Source organism: Amorphus sp. MBR-141 (assembly GCF_053628695.1).
Map to the genome: position 1 here is coordinate 53,628 of NZ_JBRJGW010000012.1, position 24,211 is coordinate 77,838.

Annotated in this window: 25 protein-coding genes, 1 tRNA gene and 1 pseudogene; 12 read left to right on the forward strand and 15 right to left on the reverse strand. The window is 67.8% G+C overall.

The window, feature by feature from the left end; translation table 11 throughout:
- Nucleotides 1-10 precede the first annotated feature (10 nt).
- The 9 genes from ACSSVZ_RS16520 to ACSSVZ_RS16560 are packed head-to-tail and all read right to left on the reverse strand — an operon-like array spanning nucleotide 11 to nucleotide 5,927.
- A complete protein-coding gene (locus tag ACSSVZ_RS16520; RefSeq protein ID WP_453971759.1) occupies nucleotides 11-211 on the reverse strand; it encodes a hypothetical protein in 201 nt (66 codons plus the stop codon).
- Nucleotides 208-579, reverse strand: a complete 372-nt coding sequence (locus ACSSVZ_RS16525; RefSeq protein WP_453971760.1) for a transcriptional regulator — start codon at nucleotides 577-579, stop codon at nucleotides 208-210. The genes ACSSVZ_RS16520 and ACSSVZ_RS16525 overlap by 4 nt, the downstream gene beginning before the upstream one ends.
- Nucleotides 576-1,190: a hypothetical protein gene (locus ACSSVZ_RS16530; RefSeq protein WP_453971761.1), complete on the reverse strand. Its 615-nt coding sequence runs from the start codon at nucleotides 1,188-1,190 to the stop codon at nucleotides 576-578. Before ACSSVZ_RS16530 ends, ACSSVZ_RS16525 begins: the two co-directional genes overlap by 4 nt.
- Nucleotides 1,190-1,942 (reverse strand): AAA family ATPase, encoded by a 753-nt coding sequence (locus tag ACSSVZ_RS16535; protein ID WP_453971762.1) that lies wholly within the window; start codon nucleotides 1,940-1,942, stop codon nucleotides 1,190-1,192. The genes ACSSVZ_RS16530 and ACSSVZ_RS16535 overlap by 1 nt, the downstream gene beginning before the upstream one ends.
- 56 nt (nucleotides 1,943-1,998) lie before the next feature.
- A complete protein-coding gene (locus ACSSVZ_RS16540) occupies nucleotides 1,999-4,167 on the reverse strand; it encodes a DDE-type integrase/transposase/recombinase (RefSeq protein WP_453971763.1) in 2,169 nt (722 codons plus the stop codon).
- Nucleotides 4,164-4,622: a hypothetical protein gene (locus ACSSVZ_RS16545; RefSeq protein ID WP_453971764.1), complete on the reverse strand. Its 459-nt coding sequence runs from the start codon at nucleotides 4,620-4,622 to the stop codon at nucleotides 4,164-4,166. Before ACSSVZ_RS16545 ends, ACSSVZ_RS16540 begins: the two co-directional genes overlap by 4 nt.
- Nucleotides 4,622-5,467 carry a ParB/RepB/Spo0J family partition protein gene (locus tag ACSSVZ_RS16550; protein ID WP_453971765.1) on the reverse strand — a complete coding sequence of 282 codons (846 nt, stop codon included), beginning with the start codon at nucleotides 5,465-5,467 and terminating at the stop codon, nucleotides 4,622-4,624. Before ACSSVZ_RS16550 ends, ACSSVZ_RS16545 begins: the two co-directional genes overlap by 1 nt.
- Complete coding sequence (locus ACSSVZ_RS16555) at nucleotides 5,464-5,628, reverse strand: hypothetical protein (protein WP_453971766.1); 165 nt, start codon at nucleotides 5,626-5,628, stop codon at nucleotides 5,464-5,466. The genes ACSSVZ_RS16550 and ACSSVZ_RS16555 overlap by 4 nt, the downstream gene beginning before the upstream one ends.
- Nucleotides 5,625-5,927 (reverse strand): helix-turn-helix domain-containing protein, encoded by a 303-nt coding sequence (locus tag ACSSVZ_RS16560; RefSeq protein WP_453971767.1) that lies wholly within the window; start codon nucleotides 5,925-5,927, stop codon nucleotides 5,625-5,627. Before ACSSVZ_RS16560 ends, ACSSVZ_RS16555 begins: the two co-directional genes overlap by 4 nt.
- A gap of 203 nt (nucleotides 5,928-6,130) precedes the next feature.
- Between ACSSVZ_RS16560 and ACSSVZ_RS16565 the strand changes: the two genes are divergently transcribed.
- From ACSSVZ_RS16565 to ACSSVZ_RS16575, 3 genes are all read left to right on the forward strand, one after another.
- Nucleotides 6,131-6,634 carry a helix-turn-helix domain-containing protein gene (locus tag ACSSVZ_RS16565; RefSeq protein WP_453971768.1) on the forward strand — a complete coding sequence of 168 codons (504 nt, stop codon included), beginning with the start codon at nucleotides 6,131-6,133 and terminating at the stop codon, nucleotides 6,632-6,634.
- Nucleotides 6,635-6,722: 88 nt separating this feature from the next.
- Entirely contained in the window at nucleotides 6,723-7,388 is a 666-nt protein-coding gene (locus ACSSVZ_RS16570; protein WP_453971769.1) for an SOS response-associated peptidase, read from the forward strand.
- On the forward strand, nucleotides 7,385-7,585 hold the full coding sequence (locus tag ACSSVZ_RS16575) for a hypothetical protein (RefSeq protein WP_453971770.1): 201 nt from the start codon (nucleotides 7,385-7,387) through the stop codon (nucleotides 7,583-7,585). The genes ACSSVZ_RS16570 and ACSSVZ_RS16575 overlap by 4 nt, the downstream gene beginning before the upstream one ends.
- 364 nt (nucleotides 7,586-7,949) lie before the next feature.
- On the opposite strand, the pseudogene ACSSVZ_RS16580 reads toward ACSSVZ_RS16575, so the two are convergent.
- Both ACSSVZ_RS16580 and ACSSVZ_RS16585 read right to left on the reverse strand, forming a co-directional pair.
- Nucleotides 7,950-8,057: pseudogene (locus ACSSVZ_RS16580) on the reverse strand (GFA family protein); the annotation flags it as partial.
- A 161-nt stretch (nucleotides 8,058-8,218) separates the two neighbouring features.
- Nucleotides 8,219-8,869: a class I SAM-dependent methyltransferase gene (locus ACSSVZ_RS16585; RefSeq protein ID WP_453971771.1), complete on the reverse strand. Its 651-nt coding sequence runs from the start codon at nucleotides 8,867-8,869 to the stop codon at nucleotides 8,219-8,221.
- A gap of 276 nt (nucleotides 8,870-9,145) precedes the next feature.
- Between ACSSVZ_RS16585 and ACSSVZ_RS16590 the strand changes: the two genes are divergently transcribed.
- Nucleotides 9,146-10,315, forward strand: a complete 1,170-nt coding sequence (locus tag ACSSVZ_RS16590; protein WP_453971772.1) for an isovaleryl-CoA dehydrogenase — start codon at nucleotides 9,146-9,148, stop codon at nucleotides 10,313-10,315.
- Between the two features lie 160 nt (nucleotides 10,316-10,475).
- On the opposite strand, the gene mgtE is transcribed toward ACSSVZ_RS16590, so the two are convergent.
- A complete protein-coding gene (gene mgtE / locus ACSSVZ_RS16595; RefSeq protein ID WP_453971773.1) occupies nucleotides 10,476-11,882 on the reverse strand; it encodes a magnesium transporter in 1,407 nt (468 codons plus the stop codon).
- A gap of 453 nt (nucleotides 11,883-12,335) precedes the next feature.
- Here mgtE and ACSSVZ_RS16600 point away from each other — a divergent pair, with 453 nt between their 5' ends.
- Nucleotides 12,336-13,175 (forward strand): FkbM family methyltransferase, encoded by an 840-nt coding sequence (locus tag ACSSVZ_RS16600; RefSeq protein WP_453971774.1) that lies wholly within the window; start codon nucleotides 12,336-12,338, stop codon nucleotides 13,173-13,175.
- 127 nt (nucleotides 13,176-13,302) lie between these two features.
- Entirely contained in the window at nucleotides 13,303-13,773 is a 471-nt protein-coding gene (locus ACSSVZ_RS16605; protein ID WP_453971775.1) for an HXXEE domain-containing protein, read from the forward strand.
- A 110-nt stretch (nucleotides 13,774-13,883) separates the two neighbouring features.
- On the opposite strand, the gene ACSSVZ_RS16610 is transcribed toward ACSSVZ_RS16605, so the two are convergent.
- The 3 genes from ACSSVZ_RS16610 to ACSSVZ_RS16620 all read right to left on the reverse strand — a co-directional run bounded on the left by ACSSVZ_RS16610 (nucleotide 13,884) and on the right by ACSSVZ_RS16620 (nucleotide 15,529).
- Nucleotides 13,884-14,387 (reverse strand): N-acetyltransferase family protein, encoded by a 504-nt coding sequence (locus ACSSVZ_RS16610; protein ID WP_453971776.1) that lies wholly within the window; start codon nucleotides 14,385-14,387, stop codon nucleotides 13,884-13,886.
- 130 nt (nucleotides 14,388-14,517) lie between these two features.
- Entirely contained in the window at nucleotides 14,518-15,360 is an 843-nt protein-coding gene (locus tag ACSSVZ_RS16615) for a sulfite oxidase heme-binding subunit YedZ (protein WP_453971777.1), read from the reverse strand.
- 84 nt (nucleotides 15,361-15,444) lie between these two features.
- Nucleotides 15,445-15,529, reverse strand: a tRNA-Leu gene (locus ACSSVZ_RS16620).
- 133 nt (nucleotides 15,530-15,662) lie between these two features.
- On the opposite strand from ACSSVZ_RS16620, the gene lipB reads away from it, so the two are divergent.
- From lipB to ACSSVZ_RS16650, 6 genes are all read left to right on the forward strand, one after another.
- The gene (gene lipB, locus ACSSVZ_RS16625) at nucleotides 15,663-16,403 is read left to right on the forward strand and encodes a lipoyl(octanoyl) transferase LipB (protein ID WP_453971778.1); all 741 of its coding nucleotides are present in this window, start codon (nucleotides 15,663-15,665) and stop codon (nucleotides 16,401-16,403) included.
- A gap of 106 nt (nucleotides 16,404-16,509) precedes the next feature.
- On the forward strand, nucleotides 16,510-19,953 hold the full coding sequence (pyc, locus tag ACSSVZ_RS16630; protein ID WP_453971779.1) for a pyruvate carboxylase: 3,444 nt from the start codon (nucleotides 16,510-16,512) through the stop codon (nucleotides 19,951-19,953).
- Between the two features lie 188 nt (nucleotides 19,954-20,141).
- The gene (locus ACSSVZ_RS16635) at nucleotides 20,142-20,933 is read left to right on the forward strand and encodes a MipA/OmpV family protein (protein ID WP_453971780.1); all 792 of its coding nucleotides are present in this window, start codon (nucleotides 20,142-20,144) and stop codon (nucleotides 20,931-20,933) included.
- Between the two features lie 249 nt (nucleotides 20,934-21,182).
- The gene (locus tag ACSSVZ_RS16640) at nucleotides 21,183-22,082 is read left to right on the forward strand and encodes a class II glutamine amidotransferase (RefSeq protein WP_453971781.1); all 900 of its coding nucleotides are present in this window, start codon (nucleotides 21,183-21,185) and stop codon (nucleotides 22,080-22,082) included.
- Between the two features lie 4 nt (nucleotides 22,083-22,086).
- On the forward strand, nucleotides 22,087-22,767 hold the full coding sequence (locus tag ACSSVZ_RS16645; RefSeq protein ID WP_453971782.1) for a GltB/FmdC/FwdC-like GXGXG domain-containing protein: 681 nt from the start codon (nucleotides 22,087-22,089) through the stop codon (nucleotides 22,765-22,767).
- 82 nt (nucleotides 22,768-22,849) lie between these two features.
- Nucleotides 22,850-24,172, forward strand: coding sequence for an FMN-binding glutamate synthase family protein (locus ACSSVZ_RS16650; protein ID WP_453971783.1), 1,323 nt, complete (start codon nucleotides 22,850-22,852; stop codon nucleotides 24,170-24,172).
- The last annotated feature ends 39 nt before the right edge of the window (nucleotides 24,173-24,211 follow it).

Sequence of the window (24,211 nt, forward strand, 5' to 3'; positions counted from 1 at the left end):
GCCAGGACGCCTAGCTGGGCTTCCCAGTCGTCGGGCCACTCGCGAAAAAATTGTTGAGCACCTTGCCGCCGGCGGTGAGGTCCGCCGCGTCCATCTTGTCGAAGAGCGCGTTCATCACCGGAGTGGACAGCCGGGTCGACCGGGCGAAGCCAACGACGCTCTGCATTTCGTTGGAGGTCGCGGCGATGGCGCGCTGATCGGCACCGGTCACCCGGACCGGCAGGCCCGGTGGAGTCTCAAGCTGGAGCTGTTGGAGACCGTCTTCGGCGCACGCTGGTGGCGCTCGCACTGCTGGCGGCCGATCTCGCCCAGCACCGGACACATCACGGTCACGCCCTGCAGCGCGCCGGAGACGGAATTTTCGACCCGGCCGAGATCGCCCGCATACTTGCCGTTGAGGACGGTGGAGAGGGTCGACGGGGAATAGCGGACGAGCTTCGCGGTCGCCGCCAGGCCCTTGGCGTCGGCGGCGAGCGCCAGCGCCTCGATCCACTCCGGCAGCGTGCTGTGAGCATCGCGCGCCTTGTCGATCCACGGGCGCATTTCCGGGCGCCGGCCGGGGATGGGACCGCGGTTCATGGCCGGTCCTCCTCGGCCTCGGGTTCGCCCATGACCTGGTTGCGGTTCGGATCCCAGACGAACTTGGTTCGCAGGATCCGCGGCGCTTCGGGTCCAGTGTCCATCGAGCGCTTCAGGGCGTAGGTGCGCGGGGTGCCGGGCTGGCCGGGGTCGATCGTCCGAAGGTAGCCGGCCGCGTCGAGCCGCTTGAGATAAGCCTTGGCCGTCTCGGCCGAAACCGAGACCTCCTCGGTCGTTGCCGCTACCGCCAGGTCTCGAAACGTGAAGGATCGCAGTGCCCGGATAGCCGTCCACATGTGGCGGACGCCGGCACCCTGGCGGCCGATGGTGCCGTCCCGACTGATGATCGGGACGGCCGCCGGCCGGGTCAGCAGCTTGTACCGCCGCGGAGGGGCGGTCGTGGTCTCGCGGGCTATCCCCGCCCTGGTGAGCCGCCTGATGTAATCGTCGACCGACTTGCGGTGAGCGTCTCCGGAGCGACGGTAGACGTCCTCGATCGACCACTCGCCCTGCTGCTTGTCCAGGTCGCGGATCACCCGCCAGAAGTGGGTGTTGCCGGTCTGCAGCGGTCGGCTTGAGGCGCGGATGCGCAGCTTGAGGATGGGGGGCATCAGGCGCTCCCCCGGCGGGGCGGGGTGGACGTGTACCAGCCGCCGGACACGTTCTGTTCGAACGTCGCGAGGTCGATCTCCGACAGGTCGAGCCGGAAGCAGACTTCGCGGATCCGGGAAAGGTTGACGACGATGCGGCGGGCCCGGCCCGTCGACTGTTTCCGCAACTCTTCCAGCAGACTGTCGCTGACCGCGATGTTCTCGCAGAACATCTCGGCAAGGGCGCGCGTGTCATCCGCGTCGCAGGGCTGCGCCAGCTCCCACCGGAGAACTCGGCTGTGGGCGCGCTCCCATTGCTGCAGCTTGTGGGGGAGCTTCTCCTCGCCGATCAGCACCACAGGGACGCCGGTCGCGTCGTGCAGTTCGCGGACGATCTCGATCATCCCGCGATCGATGAGCTTGTCGGCCTCGTCGATGAGCAGCGGTCGGTCGGGATCGTCGCCGAGCGCGATCGCCGCGCGTTCTGCGAGATCGGATATCGTGCCCTTCGTGTCCTCACCAAGCTCGATCAGCAGCCGCTGCAAGAACGTCTTGCGGCTCCAGCTCTCGCCGACCTCAAGCCGGATGGCCCCCGTCTTGTTCTGGGTGTAGATGGCAGCGTAGGTCTTTCCCGAGCCCGCCCAGCCGGAAAATACGCCCAGTCCCGGCTCATGACGGTCGCGTCTGATCAACGCCGTCACGAGGATGTGGAGCGCGCTGACGTTGTTCAGGACCGCGAGAGTTTGCTTGACCTGAGGCATGTTCGTCTGCATTCCTGATCTCCTGCACTTACTTCTCTGGGGGCGCTTCGGCGCCCCCTTTTCTTTGGTCACGCCATGCTGGCGTGCCGGTCCATTTCCGTGACGGAAAGGCTGAAGTACTCGTCGGTCCGCTGGTAGCTGGCGAGCCAGCGCGCCTCGGCTTCCGGTAGAGTCTCGCCAGCGCTCAGACGCGCTTCCAGCGCCCGCGCCTGGGCAAAAAGCTGCCGCGCGGTCTTCTTTTCGGAAGGCTTCATCGGCAGAACCCGCGCCGTCGTCGGCTTCGCCGCATCCTCGCGTTTCAGCCGCTCACGGACCTCGACGGTCTTCGGGTCGACGGTCGGCTCCGAAGACCGCCCGGCGGCCGCGGCGGCCGCATCGATCGCGGGCGTCGTGTGGGCATCGGAGGGGCGCGGGAAGGCGACGACGTCGGCTGTGCCGCGCGCGTGGAACTGGCCCTCGACGATGGTGCGCGGCGTGATCGCCAGCGTCTCCCGGCGAACGTCCTTCAGGCGGCCGTCGTGGTAGGCCTTGCGCTCGGCCAGGAGCCGGGCATGCATTTCTGCGGGATCGACGCCCGCCAGTTCCGGAGCGATCGCCTCGCCAAGCCAGGTCTCGCCGTCCTCGGAGAACACGATCAGGCGCCCGAGATCCTGCGGATCGTGACGGCAGAACACGCGGGTCTGCGGCATCGCCGCCGACGTCCAGTAGTATTCACCGCCGACCCGGATGCCCTTCTTCGTCACGGTCCGGTAGCCGTCGGACCCGGCGATCGGTGCCAGCAGGAGCGACAGCGCATCCTCGTTGGCGATCCGCCGGACGGGGGCGGTGTAGGCGTTGGCCACCTCGAACGGCGTCCGGCGCCGCAGGCCCTCGTGCGGGGCGTGGGCGTAGATCTCGTCGGCCCAGCGATCGGCGTATGACTGGAGCTCCGCCGGCGTCAGATCGACCTCGAACAGGCTCTTCTCGTCGAGGCCGAGGCGCTTGGAGAATGCCTTCCGGTTCTCGATCACCTTCCGGTCGGCGACGGAGTGCCCGATGAAGCCGGGCAAGGTGCGCACGAGATCGCGCTGGAAGGTCCCGATCGCCCGCTCGACGATCCCCTTTTGCTCCGGCCGGTAGGGGTCGCAGGCCTCATGCTCGATCCCGAGGGTGTCGATCAGGCGCCGGGTCGAGTTGGCTACGAAATCGCTGCCGTTGTCGCTCTTGATCCGTTCCGGAACGCCCCACCTGACCAGGCATTTGCGCAGGAGCAGACCGACGGCAGCCGCCTTCGGCGTGTCGGAGACGAGCACCACCATGCGGCGGGAATAGACGTCGACGGATACATAGACCGAGTGGCGACCGGCCGTGGTCATGACGTCGGCGGGCGAGGCGTCGATCTGCCAGCATTCGTTGAGGCGTGCCGCGCGGGTCGAACCCGAGGCGCTCGGGCGCATGATCGACTTGTAGCGGTCCGGGTCGGTGAGCAGCAGAAGGTCGGCCTTGTAGCTCTCCTTCCACGCCGAGATCGACGCCTGGAACGTCCTGAGGGGCGGCAGCGGAACGGCGCGCGCACCGCTGCGGCTTTCCACCGTGAGGGTGTCGCCGATCTGGGAGCGGACAAAGGCGCGAAGGTGCTTCGCCGTCAGGAGCGGGTTCTTCGCGATCGCCGCCAGGATCAGGGTCCGGACCTGGCCGCCGTTGGCGCGATCGAGGACGCCGGTACCGCGTCGGCTTCCGCGCGGATCCACAGCCGGGCCGCCGGCGCGGAAGTCCGAGCGCCAGCGTGCCAGCGTGCGCGGGCTCACGGCCGCAACCGTCTCGCGGATCCAGTCCGATGCGGCGACGCTCCCGGCATTGTAGAGCTCTGCGAACAGATGGTCGGCGGCGGCCGTGCCGAGGTCGCTCGACCGGGCGTACCGGTCGGCGATCGCCACCAGCGCCCGGCGCGCGTCCCGCACCTGCCGGCCGGGCGAGCAGGGATCGTCCAGCTCCGGCGTGTCGGGCACGCAGTCGGCGGGATCAACCGCCAGCGCCGAGCCGGCGTAGGCGAGCCGGGCAGCGAGCGGCAACAGGTCGATGTGATACTCGGTGATGGTGCCGCCGCGATCGCGGCGCGTGCGGACCTGGGCATGATGCCGGTCCCAGCCCTCGCGCTCAATCATCGCATTGACGCGCCGCTTGGTGGTCGGGAGGCCCGGCAGCGAGCCCGCGTCGGCCAGGTCGGCGATCTCCTGCGGTGTGAGCCACAACTTCATCGCCGCGACCCCTTCCAGCGTGCTTCCAGCGCGGCTTCCCGATCCTCGATCTCCCGGCGGCGCTCCCGGATCAGGTGGAGCTCGATCAGGTCCCTGTACTCAGCGGGCACGACCACGTAGCCGAACTCCTCCGCCAGCCACCCCAGCAGGTCGACGCTTCCCGTCGCGTGGATGAGCGCGATGAACCGGTCGAGCGGGATCCGATGCCCTTCCTTCGCCTCGCTGGTATAGGCGTCGATGGTGGCCACTGAGATCGAGCGGCCGAGCTGGCGGGACATCTCTTCGGCGATCGCCGGCCGGCTCTTCTTGCTCTGCCGGATCGCCCTGGACAGCGCCTTGGCGATCTTCGCGTCGAGGCTCGCGGCGCGGATTTCGTCCTCGAAGCCGACGGCAACCTTCGGCGGTTGCCAGTCGAGAAGGTCGAGCGTCCGTGTGTCGCCGCGAGCCCGCGCCATCAGATCAGGCCCTCCGCGCGAAGGGCGGCGATGAGCGTCGTCTGATGCTGCCTGACAAAGGCGCGCTGCTGATCCTTCTTCAGGCGCGTGAAGCCGGTCAGGGCCCGTCGCAGGACTGCGTCACTGTCCGGCTCTGCCTTCACGCCCATCGCGATGGAGATCGCCTCGTCCAGGTCGTCCGCGCCCGCCGGATCGGAAAAAAGTAAGTCCAGGACCTTCTTCTGCAGGACGGCGTCGAGGCCGGAGAGGGTCTTCAGGCTCGCCTGATGGTTGGCAAGGTCTGTGCCGGGGAGGCGCTTCCGGCTGTCGGAGGAAAGGCCGTTCCAAATCGCCACGGCCATGCGAACGGCACGGTCCGATAGGCCAACCTTCTCCGCGATCTCGGATCGGATGGCAAAAATTGCCATCTGATTTTCGCGTTTATCTTTAGAGGCTTGGCTCTTGCGATCGCCGCCATTCCGGATTTCCGGGTGGAGTTCCTCGTAGACCGAGAGCAGCTCGGCGAGGTTAGCGGCCCGATCGAGCTTGTTGAGTTCGTTGCGGGCGACGTTCTCCAGGATCTCCTGAAGCCGCCGCTCCTGATCCTTGATCCAGGCGGCCGGTGTCACGCGGGCGTCGATCATCTCCCAGCCGAGGAGCTGTACGGCGGCCAGCCGGTGCGCACCCGCCATAAGCGAATAGCGTTCGCTGTTCTCGTGAACAACCGAGATCGGCTGGAGCAGATCTTGCTCCCTGATCATCGCGGCAAGCGCCTCGACCCAGGCCGGGTTCGTCTGCCGGAGCCGGTCGCCAACGTCGATCGACGCGACGGGGATCTGCTCGTAGGTGGCGCGCGCGCCGCTCATCGGGCGGCGACCTCGATCACCGCCTGAACGGCCGGCGCGATCGCCCAGGCGATCGCCAGCAGGAGGCAGGCGCCGACGATCAGCGCCGACAGCGGATCGCTCGCGCGCCGGGGCGTGAACCTGTCAGCATTCGCCCGAAGTCCAGACAGCTTCATCTTCATGCGGCGCGCCTTTTGTCTGTAGCCGCGCCGGCTTTCGGACTCGCGTGGCGGGCCTCGGTGGGGGTAGGCTCTCCGAGCGACGATGACGGATAGCGATCGGGCCAGAGGCTCGCGGGGGACACGCCGAGTTCATCGGCAATCACCCGCTCTCCGGCCGGGTGGCGCCTGATAAGAGCGACACGGCACGACGATTCCGCGAGGCCATGGGCGAGGGCGATCCCTGTAAGGGTCTTCCCCTTCCGATGGATCGCGGCTCGTATGTCGTGCTGGTCTAGGGGCCGTTCGGCCTTCGTCATCATCGTCTCCGAGGGACCGGTCTGGCAGGACCGGTTTTTTTCGGTGGGCAAATCACGAACGTGACGAATATGGCACGAATGTCGTATGCGCTCAAGCACGATCGACGTATCTACCGCCACCCACGGCGATCTGGTTGGCCTCCTGCGCGCCGTATCTACGACATTCGTGCCAAATTGGGTTACTCGCACGAGTGCGGAGTGAGCCCATGAGCGACGAGGGGTTCACCTCGCGCTTGCGCGAATGTGCAAATGCGGTGGGCGGAGGAAATGTGCTGGCGCAGAGGTCGGGGATCCCGAGGCGCACACTGGAATCGTACCTGAGCGGCGCTCGCGAACCGAAGGTCACGACGGCCGCAAGGATCGCCGCAGGTGCCGGCGTCTCCGTCGAATGGTTGGCAAATGGCAAGGGGGCAATGCGGCCAGAGCCTCCGAATCCTCCGAGCCGTCAACAGGGCGGATCAGTAGATGGAGCGTTGCTTCGCGACGTTTCCCGAGTGGTTGCAGCTGTCCACAAATCGGAGAACGTGCGGCTTCCCTCAGACGTCCTGATCGACGAAGCGGCCACGGCCTACAACGAGCTCTTGGCCCGTGCAGAGGATCCGTCAGACCGCGACGAGCTGGAATCCCTGCTGCCCTGGCTGGAGGCGCGTCTCCGCAAGCGGCTCAAGGCGGCCCGCGAGGAACCCGGAACCGGTAAACGCTCGGCTTGATGTTGGTGGGCCCCGCAACCTGAAATTCAGTGATCGGATGCACAATCCGCAAGATACAGGGGTAGGTTGTGGTTAAGGGCGGTCTGTGATGTGCAATCTCTACTCGCTCACCAAGAGCCAGCAGGCGATCCGCGACTTCGTGAAGGCGACGCGCGACCGCGCCGGCAACCTGCCGTCGTTGCCAGCGATCTTTCCGGACAACTTCGCGCCGGTTGTGCGCGGCGGAGATGATGGGGAGCGGGAGCTCGTCATGCTGCGATGGGGAATGCCGACCCCGCCGCGCTACCTCAAGAGCCCGGTCGATCGAGGCGTCACCAATATCCGCAACGTCGCCTCGCCGCACTGGCGGCGCTGGACGGGGCCGGAAGCGCGCTGCCTGGTGATGGCGACCTCCTTTTGCGAGCCGACCGACGCGCCCGGCCCGGACGGGCGCAAGGTCTGGACCTGGTTTGCCCTGTCGGAGGAGCGTCCGCTCTTTGCATTCGCTGGCATCTGGGGGCGCTGGACGGGCACGCGCGGCACACAGAAGGCGCCCGAGGAGGGCGAGCACGAGCTCTTCGGATTCCTCACGACGGAGCCGAACGACGTCGTCCGCCCGGTCCACTCCAAGGCGATGCCGGTGATCCTCACCAACGCCGAAGAGATGGACCTCTGGATGTCGGCGCCGATCAAAGAGGCGTTGGCGCTTCAGCGTCCGCTGCCGGACGGCTCACTTGAGATTGTCGCCTCCGGCCGTCGGGAAGATCCCGCATGACCGGCCCGACGAAGCCTTCCGGAGATCGCGGCGCGGCCGCCGCTGAATTGATGTCGCAGTGCGCCGAGCTGCGCGCTCGCGCCAGGGCCCTCGGGTTCGACCTTCTGGCCTACCTTCTGGACGTCGCCCACGAAGAGGCGGCCGCGCGAGTAAGCGAAATGGCCGACCGGACATCGAACGCGAAGCACCACTCCTGACCGACCGCCGCCGCGTCCCACTTTCGAAGTTTCTAATATATGGTTCGACATCCGGTTTAGTTCGCCGCTTCAACAGGTTAGCCGAAGTGGGACGCGTGACCGCGCAGGCGCTCTCCGCGTCCCACTTTCTGAATGCCGGATTGTGTGTTTTCAACGCCTTAGCGCGGCGCGCGATTTGCGCCAACGGCCCTTTCAGAAAGGCCGCGCAACTTCGGTTGGCACTCCTGACCGCTCGGACAGGGAATTATCCGCCAGCACCAATCCCGGTTAGGCCTTTGAGATCACATCCGATTTCGCGTGATCCCGCCTAATCCCGGAAAATCCCGCCAAACCCCCGCCTATGCCAACCGAAGTTGCGCGTTACATGATGCTTGCGGCAGTCGAGGCAGTGGCAGAGGCCGACGCGATACGGCCGCCCCGTCGCCACGAGCCTGACGGCGCCGCACTGGCACCCGCCGGTGAACCGGTCCATGTCGCGTCTCCACGTCCGCAAGCGTGCCGGAACAGTCGCAGCCAGACATCTCCGGCGCAACTGCCCCGCAGCCCGCCCGCATGGCTCCGGATTCGAACCCTCGAGCCATTGCTCTTCGCTCCGATCGCTTCGATCCGAACGGGGACATGCTGCGGGCAGATCTAGACGGGGGAGAAAGAGGCTGCCTGGCTGACGCGCGGCGAGGCGATGCCCACGTGGTGGAAGCCGAGGACCTCCGGCACGCCGTCGAGCGGCCCCTGTTCGAGGCAGTCGATCTCGAAGCCGGCGCGCTCCAGCAGGCCGACGGGGTTTCGGTCGAGCCGGCAGCCGCAGGCGATCGGGCGCCAGATCGGCGTCAGCCGTTCCTGCAGGCGGCCGGTGGAGGCGCGGGTCGAGCGGCCGTGCTCGCAGAACAGCACGTGCCCGTCGGCCTTCAGGATGCGGCGGGCTTCCGACAGCGCCGCCTTCACGTCGGGGATCGAGCAGAGGGTGTAGGTGAAGACCACCGTGTCGGCGATGCCGGTCGCCAGGGAGAGCGCCTCGGCGGAATCCTCCACGAGGTCGACGGGCAGGCCGTCCGCCCGGGCCGCGATGCGGTCGGGATCGCAGAAGCCGTCGGCCGGGTTCACCCCGATCAGCCGTTCGACCCTGTCGCGATCGTAGAAGGGAAGGTTGTAGCCGGCACCGATGCCGATCTCGACGACGACGCCGCGCGCCTTCGGGATGATGCGCTGGCGCTTGCGCGCGAGAATCGGCAGTCCGCATCCCGCGGACACCAGTCGCGCTCCGATCAGCCGTTGATAGATGCCCATGCCGGTTGCCCAGACCCTGAAGCGCCGTCGCCCGAAGCAAGGCAGTACCTGCTGAACACTGCTTGCTTCGGGCTTTGGTCGTCGCAACACACAACGTAGATCGTGGATAGGGGCCGGATCGCAACGGGTCACCCGCCAAAGCGTGATCCCCGTCACACTCTTTCTTGGATCGGGTGCCAGCGGCCCTTCCTATTGCAACTGCAGGGCGTCGAACGGCATGCTGGGCGAAACCCGAACCGGCCGGACTCCACCGCCGGTCGCAGCGAGGAACGCCCCATGCGCAACGATCTGCCCGTCTTCGATTTCGGTCTCGGCGAGACGGCCGACATGCTGCGCGACAGCGTGCGCACCTTCTCCGACGATCGCATCGCCCCGCTCGCCGCCGAGATCGACAGGACCAACGAGTTTCCCCGCCAGCTCTGGCCGCAGATGGGCGAACTCGGCCTGCACGGCATCACCGCGGACGAGGAATACGGCGGCTCCGGGCTCGGCTACCTGGAGCACTGCGTGGCGATGGAAGAGGTCAGCCGCGGCTCGGCCTCGGTCGGGCTCTCCTACGGCGCCCATTCGAACCTCTGCGTCAACCAGATCAGCCGCAACGGCACGGCCGCGCAGAAGGCGAAGTATCTGCCGAAGCTGATTTCCGGCGAGCACGTCGGCGCGCTGGCGATGTCGGAACCCGGCGCCGGCTCCGACGTGGTGTCGATGCGCACCCGCGCCGACAGGCGCGGCGACCGCTACGTGCTCAACGGCTCCAAGATGTGGATCACCAACGGCCCCGTCGCCGAGACGCTGGTGGTCTACGCCAAGACCGATCCGGAGGCCGGCGCGCGCGGCATCACCGCCTTCCTGATCGAGAAGGGCATGGCGGGCTTCAAGCCGGCCCAGAAGCTCGACAAGCTCGGCATGCGCGGCTCCGACACCTGCGAGCTGGTGTTCGAGGACTGCGAGGTGCCGGCGGAGAACGTCCTCGGCGAGGTCGGGCGCGGCGTCAACGTGCTGATGTCGGGGCTCGACTACGAGCGGGTGGTGCTGGCGGCCGGGCCGCTCGGCATCATGCAGGCGGCGCTGGACGTGGTCGTTCCCTATTTGCACGAGCGCAAGCAGTTCGGCCGGCCGATCGGCGAGTTCCAGCTCATGCAGGGCAAGCTTGCCGACATGTATGTCGCGCTGAACGCCTGCCGCGCCTATGTCTATGCGGTGGCGAAGGCCTGCGACGCGGGCCGCACCACCCGCGAGGACGCCGCCGGCGCGATCCTCTACGCCGCGGAGCAGGCGACCAAGGTGGCGCTCGATGCCATCCAGTGCCTGGGCGGCAACGGCTACACCAACGAGTATCCGACCGGCCGGCTGCTGCGCGACGCCAAGCTCTACGAGATCGGCGCCGGCACCAGCGAGATCCGCCGCATGCTGATCGGCCGGGAGATCTTCGGGAAGACGGCCTAGCAATCCCAGGAAAAGTGCCCTTGCGGTTTTCCGTCCGGGATTGCGGAAGGGAAGGCAAATCCCAGGAAAAGTGCCCTTGCGGTTTTCCGTCCGGGATTGCGGAGGGAAAGGCAAATCCCAAGAAAACTGCTTCTTGCCGTTGTGCGGCGGTCGCGCCCGCTCAGAAGATCCCGAACCACCAGGCGGCGAGGCCGAGGAAGGCCAGGAAGCCGATCACGTCGGTGAGGGTGGTCAGGAACACGCTCGAGGCGACCGCCGGATCGGCGCCGGCCTTGTCGAGCAGGATCGGCGTGACCACCCCGAAGAAGCCGGCGCAGAATACATTGAACACCAGCGCGCTGGCGATCACCACCCCGAGGTCCGGGTTCTGGAACCAGAAGCCCGCGACGAGGCCGACGATCACCGCGATGATGCTGCCGTTGGCGAGCGCCACCAGCACCTCGCGGCCGATCACCCGGGCGGTGTTGCGGCTGGTGATGGAGCGCGAGGCGATCGCCCGCACCGTGACGGTCATCGCCTGGATGCCGGCGTTGCCGCCGATCGAAGCGACGATCGGCATCAGGATCGCCAGCGCCACCATCTCCTGGATGGTGCCGTCGAACAGCGCGATCACCGAGGCGGCCAGGAACGAGGTCGCCATGTTGATGAGCAGCCACGGGATGCGCGTGCGCGCCGTGTAGTAGACGGTGTCGGAGAGCTCCGCGTCACCGGCACCGGTCAGATAGCGGATATCCTCTTCCGCCTCTTCCTCGATGATGTCGACGATGTCGTCGATGGTCAGCACGCCGACCAGCCGCGCGCTTTCGTCGACGACCGCCGACGAGACCAGGTTGTAGCGCTGGAACAGCCGGGCGACGTCTTCCTGGTCGTCGGTGGCGCGCACCGTGTGATGCGCCTCGTGCATGATCTCCGAGACGCGCGTGGTGCGCGGCGTGCGCAGCAGCTTGTCGAGCGCCACCGTGCCGAGCAGCCGGAACGCCGGGTCGACCACGAAGATCTGGTAGAACGAGTCCGGCAGGTCGTCCTCTTCGCGCAGCGCGTCGATGACCTGGCCGACCGACCAGAACGGCGGCAGCGCGACGAAGTCGGACTGCATGCGCCGGCCGGCGGTCTCTTCCGGATAGTCCAGCGAGCGGGCGAGGCGGTGCCGCTTGGCGAACGGCAGTCGCGCCAGGATCGCCTGCTTCTCGTCCTCCTCGAGGTCTTCGAGAATGTAGACCGCGTCGTCGGAATCCAGCGCAGCCAGCCCCTTGGCCACCGTGTCCGGCGGCAGGTTGGCGAGGATCTGCAGCCGGATCGGCTCTTCGACTTCGGTGAGCGCGGTGTAGTCGAAGTCGGTGCCCAGCGACGCGACGAACCGCACGCGGTTGTCGGGGGCGAGCGCGGTCAGCAGCTCGGCGACGTCGACCTCGTGCAGGTCCTCTGTCAGTTCCTCCAGCCGCGTCCGATCGCCGGCGTCGAGCGCGGCCTCCACCGAACCCAGATAGTCAGCGTCGAGGTGCCCCTCCTCGTTGCGAAACGCGGGGCGCACGTCGGTCTGGACCTCTGGCTCGGCGGCGTCTGCCATGTCGCGCGACCCTTCCTGGGCGACCCTGCGGGTCGTGTTTCGGCCAACGGCGGGGAAAGCGGGTGGATTCCCGCGTTTTAGACCACTTCGAGCAAAAGGGGACGACACTTTCCCGGTCGAAGTGCAGGACTAACGATCTCTGGCTTGGATCGTTGCGCTGCAGCACCGTTTCGATCGGAGCGGACGCGCCTGCAGCGCACGACGCGAGACTGTTAGACCATCCCGCGCCCGAGCGAAATCACCTGAAGTGGAAAAGACGCCCACCGTGGGCTGAACGGTGGCCAGGAATTGCGTAGGAGGCGCTGTCGTCTGCCGGTACAGTTCGCCCGACGGCGAAGCCGCTGGTTCGGCCCTTACATCGTGATGGCCGGTGACCGTCGACGTTGGAATCGGTCGCGGGGCCGGGGACATTGGCAGTGAGGCTTGCCTCCTGATGGAGCACGACGGACCGCGATGAAGCTGCAAAGCCGCATCCTGCTGGATCTCTCTCGGCGTCTTCCGAGAGGATACGCGCGCCTTCTGCAGTTCGCGGCGCGGCGGGATCCGGCGCTGCAGGACTTTCAGCTTCAGATGGCGGAATTCCCCACACCGCTGCGCGCCGACCTCCGGGAGACGGTCTTCATCGGCTTGTTTCGAAGCCTGCGCATCCCCCAGCAGGCGGGGCTCGACACTCTCTTCAGGCAGATTGTCCTACCGGGCGATACGGTCTTCGACGTAGGGGCTAATGTCGGATACACGACCGCATTCTTCGCGCATCTGACCGGCGCGGCTGGACTTGTGGTCGCCCTTGAGCCGTCGCCGAGGACCTTTTCGTACCTGCAGCGGTCGTTCGGTGGGCTTCCCAATGTCGAACTGCTCAATATCGGGGCGTCGCATGAGGAGGGGGAACTCACGTTCTATGTTCCTGCCATGCTAGATCGCGCCAGCTTCGTTCCGATGGAAGGTGCACAGGCGGTTCTGGTGAAGACGCAAACCCTGGATTCCCTCTGCGAACGCTACGGTGCGCCGCGGTTCCTGAAAATCGACGTGGAAGGCTATGAGCCGTCCGTGCTTCGCGGCGCGTCTGCTCTTTTGTCAGACGTGAATGCCCCAGTGGTCGCGTTCGAGGCGTGGAGCAGGGAGGATCTGGAGATGGCGCAATCTGTGTTCGAGGCCGCCCGTCCGGGCCGGATGCGCTACTGGCGCGTCAACGCGGATGGTTCGTTGGGCGATCTCGCTGACCCCCAGGAAACCTGCGACTATCTCGCCGTTCCGGACAACGCCCTGCCGCGCTTCGATGATGTCAAGCAGTAGCCGGGGCAGGTTTCGATCCGTCCGGCAATACGTCCGATGACATCATTGAATCTGGTGAAGGCATTGTCCGCGATTTGCTAGAATGCGGCGCGGTCAAGCCGACCGTGTCGTGCGCATCGAGATAACCATGCCGCTCTCTTCGCTCCTCTGGCTCGCCACCGCCGCCTACGCCGTCCACATCCTCGAGGAATACCAGCTCGACTGGCGCAACTGGGCCCGCGCCGTCATTGGGCTTCCGGTGGAATGGCCGGACTTCTACGTCGTCAACGCGATCGTCATCGTCCTCGGAATCGCCGCCGCCAATCTCGCCGAGGCATCACCTGCCATTGCCCTCGGCTTCCCGGCGCTGATGCTGATCAACGCCACCTTCTTTCACGTGCTGCCGTTCGTGCGCGCCCGCGGCCGGTTCTCCCCCGGCCTACTGACCGCGCTGGTGCTCTTTTATCCGATCGGCATTGTCTGCTATTTCCAGGCGGCCGCGGACGGGACGCTCGACGCCTTCGCCCTCATCGTGTCGTTCCTGATCGGCGCGGTGCTTATGGCCGCACCCGTCGTGCTTCTCCAGATCAAGTCGCGCCCGTATTTTCTGCAGGGGTAGCGGCTGACCGCACGGATCCGGTGGGCGCGGGGGCGGCGGCGATCCGGCCCGCGTCCGCCCGCCATGCCCGACCGGCCCGCTGCCGCGCGGGCCGCGTTCGGAGCGTGCGCTCAGTGCGGGACGTCATCCAGCCGAAGCTGCACGAAGACCAGGTCGAGCCAGCGGCCGAATTTGGTGCCGACCTCGGCGAGGCGTCCGCCGTCGGTGAACCCGAGGCTGTGGTGCAGCCGCAGCGAGGCAGTGTTCTCCGCTTCCACGGCGCCGATCAGCACATGGATGCCGGCCTGCCGGGCGCGCGCGATCAGCGGAACCATGATGGCACGGCCGATGCCGCGCCCCCGCGCCTCGCGGTGGACGTAGACGGAGTTTTCCGCCGTGTGGCGATAGCCCTCGTGGGGGCGGAAGGGGCCGAAGGTCGCGTAGGCGAGCACGGTGCCGTCGTCGACGGCCACAAGGACGGGGAAGCCCGCCGCCTGACGATCCTTCAGCCAGGAGCGGCGATTCTCCAGGTCGACCGGCGTCCCGTTCCAGATCGACGTGGTGGTCAGCACGGCGTCGTTGTAGATGGCAAGAATGCCGGGGAGATCGTCCTCGGTCGCATCGCGCACGATCATTGCACGCCTCGGTGTGTGTGACTGCGGTGACGACAGGATCAATGTGATCACTGATCCCCGTCTCTGTCGAGATCGCGAGTATTCCGGATCCTGACGAATTGAATTCGGGAAACGTGATCGATTTGAATATTCAGGAGCGGGCCGGCGCCGCGCGCCGCGTCGCGATTCCGCGCCGCAGCGGCAGGAGCGCCGCCGCCAGCCCGACGACCAGCACCCAGACGGCGGGTCTCGGCGACGGGTCGAGGCTGAGGTTGGCCGACAGGATCGCCTGCCACGGCACGCGGGTGGAGACGCCGTACCAGACGGCCTCGAGGAGGGCGGTGGCCAGGGCGGCGAGCACGGCAACGGCGGCGAGCGTCAGCGGCGACGCGAGCGACCTGCCGAGCTTGTGGGCAAGGCGCCAGCCCATCAGCAGCAGCCAGAAGCCCATCATCAGGGCCGCCTGCCAGGCGTCAATCTTCGACTGCATGAAGAAATGCAGGATCGCCAGCGCGGTCAGTCCGTAGGCGATCTGGTGGAGCTTGTGCCATCGGCTGCCCATCCGCCGGATCGCGGCATCGGTCGAGGTGGCGGCGAGCACGGCCAGGCCCGCCAGCGTCACGAAGCCGACGGTGAGGTAGATCCGCGAGACGATCTCGGTGATGACCCGCAGCGGATTCCAGTTCTGGTCGGCGGCGTAGAGGGTAAGGTGGGCGAGCGCGTAGCCGAAGGCCGCCAGCCCCAGCAGCCGGCGCACGATGACCAGCCGGCCCCAGCCGCCGATGCGCCTGAGCGGGGTCACCGCAAGCGTCACCAGCAGCAGACGGACCGCCCAGTCGCCGGTCCGGTGGATGGCCTCGGTGAGGGGCTTGGCTCCCAGTCCGCCGGTGGCGGCATCGATCGCGAGGATGAGCGCCGGAAGCACGATCAGCAGCAGCGCCGCGATCCGCAACGCGCTGACCCGACCGGCGCGGTCGTTCCAGGGCATGTCCATGAGCATGGGTCCCTGCGCCGGAGGTCGAGGACGCCTCTGGTCGGTTGCGATCGGCTCGCCGGGATCGAAGGATCAAAAGAAAAATGGTGCGGTCGAGAAGACTCGAACTTCCACGGGTTGCCCCACAGCGACCTCAACGCTGCGCGTCTACCAATTCCGCCACGACCGCACTCAACTCGACGGGCGCGGACGTGACCGGCACCGATGAGCGAGACGGCATGTAACAAATCGGGAAGGGGGTTTCAAGCAAGCCGCGCGATCCCCATGATGAGATCGCAAACTTCCTGTGGGTGAGTATCGAAATGCGGAGCCTGGGCGACGGCGCGGACGCGTTGCTGGAGGGACTGACGGCGGACGCCGACGCGCCGCCGGTGGAGTGGGTGATCGCGGACGGCCTCACCGCCTACGCGGACGCGCTGGCCGAGATGGAGGCGCGCGCCGCGGCGATCGCCGAGGGCCGTGCCGCCGAGCGCGTCTGGCTGGTCGAGCACCCTCCACTCTACACCGCCGGCACCAGCGCCCGCCTGGAGGACCTCGTCGCGCCGGACCGCTTTCCGGTCCACACCACGGGCCGCGGCGGCCAGTTCACCTACCACGGGCCCGGCCAGCGGGTGGCCTATGTGATGCTCGACCTGTCGCGGCGCAGGAAGGACGTCCGCGCCTTCGTCTACGGACTCGAGCAGTGGCTGATCGACGCCCTGTGGGAGTTCCACGTGCGCGGCGAGCGCCGCGCCGACCGGGTCGGCGTCTGGGTGCGGCGGCCCGACAAGGGTGCGGCCGTCGAGGACAAGATTGCCGCCATCGGCATCCGCGTGCGCCGCTGGGTGACGTTTCACGGCGTCGCCCTCAACGTCGATCCGGACCTCGATCACTATGACGGCATCGTCGCCTGCGGCGTCCGCGAGCACGGCGTCACCAGCCTCGAGGATCTCGGCATTCCGGCCACGATGCCCGATCTCGACGTCGCGCTGCGCGCGCGGTTCGAAGCGCTGTTCGGGCCGACGGCGCAGATCCCCCTGCGTTCGGCGTCGACCGCCGCCTGACCGGTCCATCGCTGCGGCCGCGGTCGGCGGTACCCGTTGCGTCGTCCTGTGCCGCCGTTATTGTTGCGGCGCACACAGTGATGTCTCGTGAAGGGGTGATGTGACGATGGCCATTTCCAAGATCCTGGTCGCCAACCGGTCCGAGATCGCCATCCGCGTGTTCCGGGCCGCCAACGAGCTGGGACTGCGGACCGTCGCCATCTTCGCCGAGGAGGACAAGCTCGCGCTGCACCGCTTCAAGGCAGACGAGGCCTACCAGGTCGGGCGCGGCAAGGGGCCGATCGAGGCCTATCTCGACATCGAGGACGTCATCCGCGTGGCGGTGGAATCCGGCGTCGATGCCGTCCATCCGGGCTACGGGTTCCTGTCGGAAAACCCCGACTTCGCCGAGGCCTGCGCCACCGCCGGGCTGATCTTCATCGGCCCGAGCCCCGACACCATGCGGGCGCTGGGCGACAAGGTCTCGGCCCGCGAGATCGCGGTGGAGGCCGGCGTTCCGGTGATGCCGGCGACCGTGCCGCTGCCCGACGATCCGGACGAGATCCGCCGGCTGGCCGACGAGATCGGCTTCCCGGTGATGGTGAAGGCGTCCTGGGGCGGCGGCGGCCGCGGCATGCGCGTCGTCACCGATCCGGCGGCGCTGGTGGGCGAGGTGACCACGGCGAAGCGCGAGGCGAAGGCCGCCTTCGGCCGTGACGAGGTCTACCTGGAAAAGCTGGTCGAGCGCGCCCGCCACGTCGAGGTGCAGATCCTCGGCGATGCCTTCGGCGGCCTCGTCCACCTGTTCGAGCGCGACTGCACCGTCCAGCGCCGCCACCAGAAGGTCGTCGAGCGGGCGCCGGCGCCGTACGTGGATGAGGGCACCCGGGCGCTGTTGACCGACTACGCGCTGTCGATCGGCCGGGCCGTCGGCTACCGGGGTGCCGGCACGGTCGAGTTCCTGATGGATGCCGACACCGGCGCCGTCTACTTCATCGAGGTCAATCCGCGCATCCAGGTCGAGCACACGGTGACCGAGGAGGTCACCGGCATCGACATCGTCAAGGCGCAGATCCACATCGCCGACGGCGAGCGGATCGGCGATCCGGCCTCCGGCGTGCCGCGCCAGGAGGGAATCGCGCTCAACGGCCACGCCATCCAGTGCCGGATCACCACCGAGGATCCGGAGGCGAACTTCATCCCGGACTACGGCCGCATCACCGCCTATCGCGGCGCCACCGGCTTCGGCATCCGCCTCGACGGCGGCACCGCCTATTCCGGCGCGGTGATCACCCGCTTCTACGACCCGCTGCTGGAAAAGGTGACGGCCTGGGCGCCGTCGCCGGAGGAAGCGGCCCACCGGATCGACCGGGCGCTGCGCGAGTTCCGCATCCGCGGGGTGGCGACGAACCTGACCTTCCTGGAAGCCGTCATCTCGCACCCGACGTTCCTGTCGGCGAGCTACACGACCCGCTTCATCGACGAGACCCAGAGCCTGTTCGAGCAGGTGGGCCGCCGCGACCGGGCGACCAAGCTCCTGACCTACCTGGCCGACGTGACCGTCAACGGCCATCCGGAAGTCCGCACCCGACCGCAGCCGGATCCCCGGGCGGCCCAGCCGGTGCTGCCGCAGTTTCCGGGCGAGCCGCCGGCCGGCACCAGGCAGCGCCTGGACCGGGGCGGGCCGGAGGCGTTCGCCCGTTGGATGCGCGAGCAGGAGCGCGTGCTGATCACCGACACGACGCTGCGCGATGCCCACCAGTCGCTGCTGGCGACCCGTATGCGGACGTTCGATCTGGCTGAGGGCGCAAAGGCTTACGCGCGGGGGCTGCCACAGCTCCTGTCGCTGGAATGCTGGGGCGGGGCGACCTTCGACGTCGCCATGCGCTTCCTCACCGAGGATCCGTGGGTGAGACTCGCGCGGATCCGCGAGGCGGCGCCGAACATCCTGCTGCAGATGCTGCTGCGCGGCGCCAACGGGGTCGGCTACACCAGCTATCCCGACAACGCGGTGCGGTTCTTCATCAAGCAGGCGGCCGAAGGCGGCGTCGACCTGTTCCGCATCTTCGATTCGCTGAACTGGGTGGAGAACATGCGGGTGGCGATCGACGCCGTCCGCGAGGCCGACAAGATCGCCGAGGGCACGATCTGCTACACGGGCGATCTCCTCGACCCGTCCCGGCCCACCTACGATCTCGCCTATTATCTGAAGCTCGCCGAGGACCTCGATGCGGCCGGCTGCCACGTCATCGCCATCAAGGACATGGCGGGGCTCCTGAAGCCCGCCGCCGCCACCGTGCTGGTGAAGGCGCTCAGGGAGGTCACCGACAAGCCGATCCACCTCCATACCCATGATACGTCCGGGGCCTCCGCCGCGACGCTGCTGGCCGCCGTCGATGCCGGCGTCGATGCCATCGATGCCGCCACCGACGCGCTGTCGGGCCTGACTTCGCAGCCGTGCCTGGGCTCGGTGGTGGCCGCACTTGCCCGCAGCCCCCGCGATCCCGGGCTCGACGCCGACGCGATCCGCCGGATCTCGTTCTTCTGGGAGGCGGTGCGCAACCAGTATGCGGCGTTCGAGGCCGACCTGAAGGCGCCGGCCTCCGAGGTCTACCTGCACGAGATGCCGGGCGGCCAGTTCACCAACCTGAAGGAACAGGCGCGCGCGCTGGGCCTCGAGCATCGCTGGCACGACGTCGCCAAGGCCTATGCCGCGGTCAACCAGATGTTCGGCGACATCGTCAAGGTGACGCCGTCGTCGAAGGTGGTCGGCGACATGGCGCTGGCGATGGTGGCCTCGGACCTGACGCCCGAGCAGGTCGCCGATCCGGCCCGCGAGGTGGCGTTCCCCGATTCGGTCATCCAGTTCTTCCGCGGCGATCTCGGACAGCCGCCGAACGGCTTTCCGGAAGCGCTGCAGAAGAAGGTGCTCAAGGGCGAGGCGCCGATCACCGAGCGTCCCGGCGCGCTGCTGGCGCCCGCCGACCTCGATGCTGCCCGCGAGGACGCGGCCGAGAAGGCCGGCCGCCCCATCAGCGATGCGGATCTCGCCAGTTATCTCATGTATCCCAAGGTGTTCGCCGAGTTCGCCAAGGCCGAGGCGACCTACGGGCCGACCGACGTGCTTCCGACGCCCACCTACTTCTACGGGCTGGCGGTCGGCGAGGAGGCGATGATCGAGCTGGAGCCGGGCAAGACGCTGGTGGTGCGCTGCCTGGCGATCGGCGAGGTCGACGACGAGGGCAAGGTGCGGGTGTTCTTCGAGCTGAACGGCCAGCCGCGGACGATTCGCGTGCCGGACCGCGCCCACGGCGGCGCGGCGGCGGGGGCGAAGCGCAAGGCGGAGGAGGGCAACGCCGACCATGTGGCGGCGCCGATGCCCGGCGTGATCGCCACCCTTGCGGTGAAGCCCGGGCAGACCGTGGCCGCCGGCGACGTGCTGCTGTCGATCGAGGCGATGAAGATGGAGACCACGCTGCACGCCGAGCGCGCGGGCACGGTGGCGGAAGTGCTCGTCGCGGCGGGTGCGGCCATCGATGCCAAAGACCTGCTGCTCACCTACGCGGCCTAGGATTTCCGGGGGCACATTAGCGATGCATAAATGCATCGTCGCCACACTACGTTGCGTATCGACCCCGACGAGACTGGCAAACGCATGGGTTGACGGGCATATATTGGCCCAATGGTCCAGCCTTCGCCGGGCCAGCCAGGTCCTGATATGCGTGCGATTGCCGAATGCGAACCGGAAGTGCTGCTGTGATGCGTAAATCCTCTCTCCTGCTTGCCTCGCTCCTCGTCGTGTCGGCCAGCCCGGCGGCGTTCGCCGACGACAAGCTGACCACCGAGCAGGCCGGCACGAAGGACATCGTGTTCGATCTCGGCGTCGGCGCCCGCGTGCAGCCGAAGTTCGCCAGTTCCGACGACTACATCGTGCTGCCGTATCCGCTGTTCGCAGTGAGCTACCTCCGTCTGCCGGTGTTCGGCGAGGTGGTGTCGGCGCCGACCAAGGCGTTCTCGCTCTACCCGTCGATCAACTTCGTCGGCTCGCGCTCGTCCGACGACGCGTCCTACCTGAAGGGCATGGACGACGTCGACTTCGCCTTCGAACTCGGCCCGGGCGTCGCCTACCGCTACGGCATGGTCCGCGGCTTCGTCGAGGCGCGCTATGGCATCACCGGCCACAACGGCATCGTCGGCGAGGCCGGTGTCGACCTGGTGCTGAACCCGTTCGACCGCATCCAGGTCTCCGCCGGCCCGCGGGTCGGCTTCGCCAACGACGAGTACGTCGAGACCTACTTCGGCGTCAGCAACAGCGAAGCGGCGAGTTCCCAGTTCTCCGCCTACAACCCCTCGGGCGGCTTCACCGACGTCGGCATCGGCGCGCTGGTCAGCTACAGCTGGACCGAGACCGTGAAGCTGCACCTGCAGGCCGACTACAGCCGCTACATCGGTGACATCGCCGATTCGCCGGTGGTGCAGGCCGGCAGCGAGGATCAGTTCTCGGTGGGCATCGGCATCACCTACCGTTTCGGCGCCGATCTCTACGATTGATCCGCCGGCCGGTCGAAGACCGGCGCGACCCTTCCAGACCGTCGATCGCGGCTGCGCACCCCAGCGCAGCCGTTTTGCGTTCCGGCGCGCCGAAAGTGCGCAAAAGCGCACGAATGCGCAGTTTGGTGCAGCGCGCGGACCGGTGCGCGCGGGTGCGCACAAAATTTCCTCTCAGGAAATCTTGTGTCCTAAGGGGCAATATGCTTGTGTGCGCCACCAGCTTCACGCACACCAGCAAGGCGCGTCACCATGTGCGGCATCGTCGGCCTCTATCTCAAGAATCCTGCGCTCCGGCCCGAGCTCGGAGCCCTGTTTTCGCCCATGCTCACCGAGATGTCGGACCGCGGTCCGGACTCCGCCGGCGTCGCGGTGTATCGCGAGGCTTCGGCGCCCGAGCCGAAGGTGGTCGCATATCATCCTGACCCGGATTTCACCTGGGACGACATTGCGGCCGGCCTTGCCGCGAAGGTCGGTGAGGCGGTTTCCGTCGAGCCGGTCGCCAACCACGCGATCCTGTCCGGCGGCGCCTCCGCGATGGCGCTGCGCGATGCGCTGTTCGCCGCCTACCCCGACGTGCGGGTGATGAGCGCCGGCACGTCGCTGGAGATCTACAAGGACGTCGGCCTGCCGAAGCAGGTGCTCGAGCGCTTCCACATCGGCTCGATGGCCGGCAGCCACGCGGTCGGCCACACCCGCATGGCGACGGAAAGCGCCGTCTCCACCGAGGGCGCGCATCCGTTCAACACCGGCGAGGACCTCTGCCTCGTCCACAACGGCTCGCTGTCCAACCACAACGGGCTGCGCGAGTACCTGTCGGCCCACAAGGGCATCGCCTTCCAGACCGACAACGATTCCGAGGTCGCTGCCGCCTATCTCACCTGGCGCATGTCGGAGGGGGCGAGCCTGTCGGAGGCGCTCGAGGCGGCGCTGAAGGACCTCGACGGCTTCTACACCTTCGCCATCGGCACCCGGGACGGCTTCGCCGTGCTGCGCGATCCGGTGGCCTGCAAGCCGGCCGTGATGGCCGAGACCGACGACTGGGTGGCGATGGCCTCGGAGTTCCGGGCGCTGGCCGGCCTGCCGGGCATCGACGCGGCGACCGTCTGGGAGCCGAAGCCGGCCACCGTCTACAGCTGGGGACGCGCCTGAAACCATGGAAGCCATCGATCTCGCCTCCACCACGACCCGTGAGCTGAACGCCCGCCTGCAGGGGCAGGCGGCCGGGTCCAACGCCGCCTTCGAGGTGCAGCATCCGGGCGGCCGCCACGCGCTCGCCTGCGGCCTGACCGCGCCCATCGCCGTCACGCTGAACGGCCACGTCGGCTACTACTGCGCCGGCATGAACCAGAACGCGACGGTCACCGTCCACGGCAACGCCGGCGTCGGCGTGGCCGAGAACATGATGTCCGGCCTGGTGCGGGTGAAGGGCGACGCCAGCCAGTCGGCCGGCGCCACCGGCCACGGCGGCCTGCTGGTCATCGAGGGCAGCGCCTCGGCGCGCTGCGGCATCTCGATGAAGGGCATCGACATCGTCGTCAAAGGCTCCGTCGGCCACAACTCGGCGTTCATGGCCCAGGCCGGGCATCTGGTGATCTGCGGCGACGCCGAGGACGGGCTCGGCGATTCCCTCTACGAGGCGGTGATCTACGTCGCCGGCAAGACCGGCACGCTCGGCGCCGACTGCGTCGAGCAGGAGATGTCCGCGGACGACGTGGCCAAGGTCGGTGAGCTTCTCGCCCGCGCCGGGATCGATGCCGATCCGGCCAGGTTCCGCCGCTACGGCTCGGCCCGTACCCTCTACAACTTCAAGATCGACAACGTCGGCGCCTACTGACGCCCCGCCGCGTCGCGCACCGACCGTCCTCGCACACGTTTCATCGGCCGGCGATCGCCGGACTGCTCCGGAAGGACCGAAGATGACCAAGCCAGCGCCCCACTTGCGGGAATCCCACATCTTCGACCGCGCCGCGATCCACGAGATCCAGCGCGCGGCGCGGGAAGGCATCTACAAGATCCGCGGCTTCGGCGCGAAGCGGGCGGTGCCCCATTTCGACGATCTCGTCTTTCTCGGTGCGAGCATGTCGCGCTATCCGCTTGAAGGATATCGCGAACGCTGCGGCACCGATGTCGTGCTCGGTTCGCGCTTCGCCAGCAAGCCGCTGCATCTGCAGATCCCGATCACCATCGCGGGCATGAGCTTCGGGTCGCTGTCGGCCCACGCCAAGGAGGCGCTCGGGCGCGGCGCCAACGAGGTCGGCACCTCGACCACGACGGGTGACGGCGGCATGACCGACGAGGAGCGCGGCCACTCCAACAAGCTCGTCTACCAGCTGCTGCCGTCCCGCTACGGCATGAACCCCGATCACCTGCGCAAGGCGGACGCCATCGAGGTGGTGATCGGGCAGGGCGCCAAGCCCGGCGGCGGCGGCATGCTGCTCGGCCAGAAGATCTCGCCGCGCGTCGCCGAGATGCGCACGCTGCCGGAGGACATCGACCAGCGCTCGGCCTGCCGCCACCCGGACTGGACCGGGCCGGACGACCTGGAGATCAAGATCGAGGAGCTGCGCGAGCTGACCGGCTGGGAGAAGCCCATCTACGTGAAGGTCGGCGCCTCGCGCACCTACTACGACACGCTGCTGGCGGTGAAGTCCGGCGCCGACGTCATCGTCGTCGACGGCATGCAGGGCGGCACGGGGGCCACCCAGGAGTGCTTCATCGAGCATGTGGGCATCCCGACGCTCCCCGCCGTCCGGCTCGCCAGCGATGCGCTGAAGGAGCTCGGCGTGCACCGGCGCGGCGTCCAGCTCATCGTCTCCGGCGGCATCCGCACCGGCGCCGACGTGGCCAAGGCGATCGCGCTCGGCGCCGACGCCGTGTCGATCGGCACGGCCGCGCTCATCGCGCTGGGCGACAACCGCCCGGAGCTCGCCGAGGAATACGAGAAGCTGGGCACCGCGCCCGGCTTCTACGACGACTGGCAGGCGGGGCGCGACCCGGCCGGCATCACCACCCAGGATCCCGAGCTGGAAGCGCGGCTCGATCCGGTCGCCGGCGGCAAGCGGCTCGCCAACTATCTCCGGGTGCTGACGCTGGAGGCGCAGACCATCGCCCGGGCCTGCGGCAAGAGCCACGTCCACAATCTCGAGCCGGAAGACCTGCAGGCGCTGACCATCGAGGCGGCCGCCATGGCCCGGGTGCCGCTCGCCGGGACCGGCTGGATTCCCGGACAGAATTTCTGACCCGTCGGCCCGGATCCTGCATGGCCGGGCAGTCCGGCC

Bases quoted from the DNA above. Each gene is read 5' to 3' on its own strand.
- ACSSVZ_RS16590 (WP_453971772.1), top strand. From the start codon at position 9,146: ATGCGCAACGATCTGCCCGTCTTCGATTTCGGTCTCGGCGAGACGGCC.
- ACSSVZ_RS16560 (WP_453971767.1), bottom strand. From the start codon at position 5,927: ATGATGACGAAGGCCGAACGGCCCCTAGACCAGCACGACATACGAGCC.
- ACSSVZ_RS16615 (WP_453971777.1), bottom strand. From the start codon at position 15,360: ATGGACATGCCCTGGAACGACCGCGCCGGTCGGGTCAGCGCGTTGCGG.
- ACSSVZ_RS16575 (WP_453971770.1), top strand. From the start codon at position 7,385: ATGACCGGCCCGACGAAGCCTTCCGGAGATCGCGGCGCGGCCGCCGCT.
- ACSSVZ_RS16600 (WP_453971774.1), top strand. From the start codon at position 12,336: ATGAAGCTGCAAAGCCGCATCCTGCTGGATCTCTCTCGGCGTCTTCCG.
- ACSSVZ_RS16635 (WP_453971780.1), top strand. From the start codon at position 20,142: ATGCGTAAATCCTCTCTCCTGCTTGCCTCGCTCCTCGTCGTGTCGGCC.
- ACSSVZ_RS16570 (WP_453971769.1), top strand. From the start codon at position 6,723: ATGTGCAATCTCTACTCGCTCACCAAGAGCCAGCAGGCGATCCGCGAC.
- lipB (WP_453971778.1), top strand. From the start codon at position 15,663: ATGCGGAGCCTGGGCGACGGCGCGGACGCGTTGCTGGAGGGACTGACG.
- ACSSVZ_RS16535 (WP_453971762.1), bottom strand. From the start codon at position 1,942: ATGCAGACGAACATGCCTCAGGTCAAGCAAACTCTCGCGGTCCTGAAC.
- ACSSVZ_RS16645 (WP_453971782.1), top strand. From the start codon at position 22,087: ATGGAAGCCATCGATCTCGCCTCCACCACGACCCGTGAGCTGAACGCC.
- ACSSVZ_RS16555 (WP_453971766.1), bottom strand. From the start codon at position 5,628: ATGAAGATGAAGCTGTCTGGACTTCGGGCGAATGCTGACAGGTTCACG.
- ACSSVZ_RS16585 (WP_453971771.1), bottom strand. From the start codon at position 8,869: ATGGGCATCTATCAACGGCTGATCGGAGCGCGACTGGTGTCCGCGGGA.
- ACSSVZ_RS16540 (WP_453971763.1), bottom strand. From the start codon at position 4,167: ATGAAGTTGTGGCTCACACCGCAGGAGATCGCCGACCTGGCCGACGCG.
- ACSSVZ_RS16605 (WP_453971775.1), top strand. From the start codon at position 13,303: ATGCCGCTCTCTTCGCTCCTCTGGCTCGCCACCGCCGCCTACGCCGTC.
- ACSSVZ_RS16550 (WP_453971765.1), bottom strand. From the start codon at position 5,467: ATGAGCGGCGCGCGCGCCACCTACGAGCAGATCCCCGTCGCGTCGATC.
- ACSSVZ_RS16525 (WP_453971760.1), bottom strand. From the start codon at position 579: ATGAACCGCGGTCCCATCCCCGGCCGGCGCCCGGAAATGCGCCCGTGG.
- pyc (WP_453971779.1), top strand. From the start codon at position 16,510: ATGGCCATTTCCAAGATCCTGGTCGCCAACCGGTCCGAGATCGCCATC.
- ACSSVZ_RS16565 (WP_453971768.1), top strand. From the start codon at position 6,131: ATGAGCGACGAGGGGTTCACCTCGCGCTTGCGCGAATGTGCAAATGCG.
- ACSSVZ_RS16610 (WP_453971776.1), bottom strand. From the start codon at position 14,387: ATGATCGTGCGCGATGCGACCGAGGACGATCTCCCCGGCATTCTTGCC.
- mgtE (WP_453971773.1), bottom strand. From the start codon at position 11,882: ATGGCAGACGCCGCCGAGCCAGAGGTCCAGACCGACGTGCGCCCCGCG.
- ACSSVZ_RS16650 (WP_453971783.1), top strand. From the start codon at position 22,850: ATGACCAAGCCAGCGCCCCACTTGCGGGAATCCCACATCTTCGACCGC.
- ACSSVZ_RS16530 (WP_453971761.1), bottom strand. From the start codon at position 1,190: ATGCCCCCCATCCTCAAGCTGCGCATCCGCGCCTCAAGCCGACCGCTG.
- ACSSVZ_RS16545 (WP_453971764.1), bottom strand. From the start codon at position 4,622: ATGGCGCGGGCTCGCGGCGACACACGGACGCTCGACCTTCTCGACTGG.
- ACSSVZ_RS16640 (WP_453971781.1), top strand. From the start codon at position 21,183: ATGTGCGGCATCGTCGGCCTCTATCTCAAGAATCCTGCGCTCCGGCCC.